Source organism: Mesorhizobium waitakense (assembly GCF_056431085.1).
In genome coordinates this window covers 1-3,474 of sequence record NZ_JBWKME010000006.1, presented here as the reverse complement: position 1 = coordinate 3,474, position 3,474 = coordinate 1, and the positions used below count along the sequence as shown (strand labels likewise).

2 protein-coding genes and 1 pseudogene are annotated in these 3,474 nt (G+C 59.7%); 1 reads left to right on the top strand and 2 read right to left on the bottom strand.

Annotated features, from left to right (window positions below):
• The first annotated feature begins 280 nt into the window (after positions 1-280).
• Positions 281-1,189 carry a beta-keto acid cleavage family enzyme gene (locus AC07FD_RS00545; RefSeq protein ID WP_478348209.1) on the top strand — a complete coding sequence of 303 codons (909 nt, stop codon included), beginning with the start codon at positions 281-283 and terminating at the stop codon, positions 1,187-1,189.
• 537 nt (positions 1,190-1,726) lie between these two features.
• Here AC07FD_RS00545 and AC07FD_RS00540 read toward each other — a convergent pair.
• Both AC07FD_RS00540 and AC07FD_RS00535 read right to left on the bottom strand, forming a co-directional pair.
• Positions 1,727-2,764 (bottom strand): annotated as a pseudogene (locus AC07FD_RS00540) (IS110 family RNA-guided transposase); the annotation flags it as partial.
• A 117-nt stretch (positions 2,765-2,881) separates the two neighbouring features.
• The coding region (locus AC07FD_RS00535; protein WP_478348208.1) for a transposase at positions 2,882-3,474 on the bottom strand (593 nt) is incomplete at its 5' end.

Sequence of the window (3,474 nt, the reverse complement as noted above, 5' to 3'; positions counted from 1 at the left end):
GTGGTTTCGGTCCAGGGCATCATGATCTCCGTCGAATCTCAGCAATCCGACAGAATCACAACCCGCTGAAATCACTCACTTCTTTTTGGAGCAGACACTTACAAGACGGCTTGCAAGATACGGATATTGTTGAAGCCTTTTCGAGTCCGACTCTAATCTATTAATCTTCTCATGCCCCTCGCCAGCATAACGACTAGTTGAATGTCATAACTCAACAGCGGTGGCGCTGTTTCAGAAATCGGTCTTACTGTCGGGCGTCAGCAGCACAGGGGCTAGTTTTATGCCAATCACGCCATTCGGCACTCGCAAGATCGTAATCACCTGCGCGGTCACGGGCGGATCAAAATACAATCGCGATCACCCAAGTTTTCCGATTACCCCCAAGGAAATCGCCGACTCAGCCATTGAAGCCGCACGCGCTGGCGCAGCGATAGTTCATGTTCATGTGCGAGATCCCGCAACCGGCGCAGCCTCTTACGATGTTGATCTGTTCAAGGAAGTTTCTGATAGGATTCGCCAGTCGTCAGACGATGTCATTTTAAACCTCACCTGCGGCGGAAATGCGCGGTTTGTGCCCGACCCTGAAGATGAATCGCGCGCCGCAGTTGGCACGACGATGGCGCCACCCGAAATTAGATATGCGCATATTGAAGAGTGTCGGCCGGACATTGCGTCTCTCGATGTCACGACATCAAATCAGGGCGACGGCGAAGATGAGTACGTTTACCTAAATACGCCGCGCACGCTGCGGGCGATAGCGAAGCGCTTCAAGGAGCTCGGCGTCAAGCCAGAAATTGAAGTATTTGAAGGTGGCGATATCGGCTTTGCGCATCAGTTAATCGCTGAAGGCTTAATCACCGAAGACCCGATCTTTCAATTTGTCCTAGGCGTGAAGTGGAATGCACCGGCGACGCCTGACACAGTTGCTTACATGAGAGGCTTATTGCCGGAGCGGGCTCATTGGGGCGCTCTCGGGACGGGGCGAAACCAGTATCCTATCGCAGCACAGTCCGTCTTGCTTGGAGGTAACATCCGCGTAGGCCTTGAAGACAATCTATATCTACGACGAGGCGTTTTCGCTACCAACGGACAGCTTGTGGAGCGCGCTCGGCAGCTAATCGATATTCTCGGGCATGAGCCGGCGACACCTAAGGAAGCGCGAGATATCCTTGGGCTGCGCGCCAAATGAGCGACCGCTGCCAGGCCGGCGACAAAGACGAGTAACGAAGGTGAACGGATGTGGTCAAGGGCCCATTCGGCTGGCGGCGCTATGATGCCATCCGAGAAACAGGCGCCAACCTGCCTTGACCGCACCGGCGCGCTGGTCGCTCAAGGGACGATGATCCGCGGCTCTGTCGTACTTCACTTGTATGGGGATGTTTTTGTCAACGGTCTTTTTTGCGTCCATTCATTGGGCCTCGTTTGCGTTTAGGGCAGCTGCTCCATCCGCGACAGAAGCAGCCGCCGCTGGCTTATCGATCGCGGACGTCGATACCGAGGGAGCCTGCGCGTGGCGAGACAATGCTCTCGCGTACTTGTATGCGGCGGGTGCTTTGACCCAGCCATGATGCAGTAATGCGCATCGCGAGCAAGGCTCCGGGGCGGCGGGACCATTCTTAATTACGGTGCAAAGCCCATGTGCAGTGCCGGTTCGCCACCGCCTCGGATCGTTGGGAGTCTGGCGCTGTTGGCGCGTCAGGCCCCGATAGCTTGATCCTCTTCTTCGTTATCCAGCGGACCGCACTGCGACGCCCTGCGGGATCTCGCCCATGGTGGCCATGCGCCAGAGCGCGATGAGCAGGCGCCGCGCGACGGCCACGATCATGGTCTTGCGCGTGCCGCCCCGACCATCCTCGGTGCGCTTCCGAAACCACTGCGCCAAAGCGCTATCCTTCTGGAACCGGAGAAAGCGCCAGGCCAGTTGGATCATCCCGCGCCGTACCCGGGCATTGCCGGCTCTTGCGAGGCCTCTCTCGCGCCGTCGCGCGCCGCTCTCATCCGGAGAGCCGGTGAGGCCGGCATAGCGGGCGACCGCCTTTCGATCCCGGAGACGGCGTGACAGAATCTCGTTGACGAGCATATCCGCGGTTTCGACGCCGACGCCGATGACGCTCGAGATCAGGCGAACCATCGCGTGAGGTCCCTTCTCGACGGCCGAGGCCGTCTCCAGCTTGCGCAGGCGTTCCTGCTCGATGGCCTTGATCTGTTCGCGCACCAGACGCAGCCGGGCCATGTCGCGGCGAAACTCAGCCTGGGTATTTTCAGGGAGAGGGGAGCCTTCCGCCGTGCGCAACGCAGCAAGCTTCTCCTCCGCCTTGCGCAACGTCGGATTGAACCCACGAATTCCCAGGCGCGCGAGCGCCGCCTTCATGCGGTTGACGATGCGCGTGCGATCGCAGACCAGCTTTTCCCGCTCGCGGTTCGGCCGCTTGGCGTCTTCCTCTTCGATGGTCGGAATAGCCGCCATGCTGCAGTGGCGCTTTTCTCCGCGCAGCCAGCCGAGGAAGGCGCGCATCAGCAACTCCGTGTCGAGGCGATCAGTCTTCGCACGCCGGTGCTCACGTGACACGGCGACGCTCGATGGATGCATGACATAGGCTTCGATGCCGCGCGACCTGAGCCAGCGCGCCAGCCAAAAACCGTCACGCCCCGCCTCGAAGGCGACAACGATGCGTTCGATCTCGCGCTCCGCCTGGGCCGCTTCCTCGCGCCAGCGATGCAGGAGCCGCAGCAACCCATCCTCATCGGGCGCCAGCTTCTTCAGGTGGTNNACCGGCTCAGATCGTTTGATTGCGGCATGGGGCTCTCCATCGGGTTGGTTGGAAGCGCCGAAAGTGCCACCTTCGCCGCCAGCCCCATAGCATCTTAAATGGGGTCTTCCTCACTTTGTGTGGTGATAAGAATTGTTGAGCGGCAGCATGCGTGCTCTCAGGAGCTCCGGGCCAGCTCTGCCATACATCGCACGTTTGATCGTCTTCAGGCGGTTGATCTGGCCTTCCGCCTGGCCATTGCTCCAGGGTAATTCGACGGCGTTGCGGACGGCGGCGATGTCTCGGCGCCGGACCCGCGCGAACCGGACGATCGAGGAGAGCCCTGAGTTGACCGCTTCGTCAATCCACATGTCGAGCTTGCTCGATTCACGGCTCCGAAGGATGCCGCGAAATCGCATGGCAAGGCTGCGCATCAGGACAAAGGCATGTGATCCCTGCTTCAAGGCATCGACCTTCCTCGCCTGATTGATCGTCAGCATGCTTCGCGGATTCATGCAGAGGGCAGCGGCGACTACCGGCGAGATCACATGGCCCGGTCGCAGGATCTCGTATCGGCACAACAATGCCATCTGGTTGAGGGTGTATGAGCGGAGCCCGCGGCGCACTGTTCTTGCCTGGCCTATCGGCACGGCGCCAGCTTGCGAGCAGTCGCTGTCGAAGACGGTCGAAACCCGCTGATAAACGACGACAAGATCTGAAGCGC

Coding starts and splice junctions, on each gene's coding strand:
- AC07FD_RS00545 (WP_478348209.1), top strand. CDS start 281: ATGCCAATCACGCCATTCGGCACTCGCAAGATCGTAATCACCTGCGCG.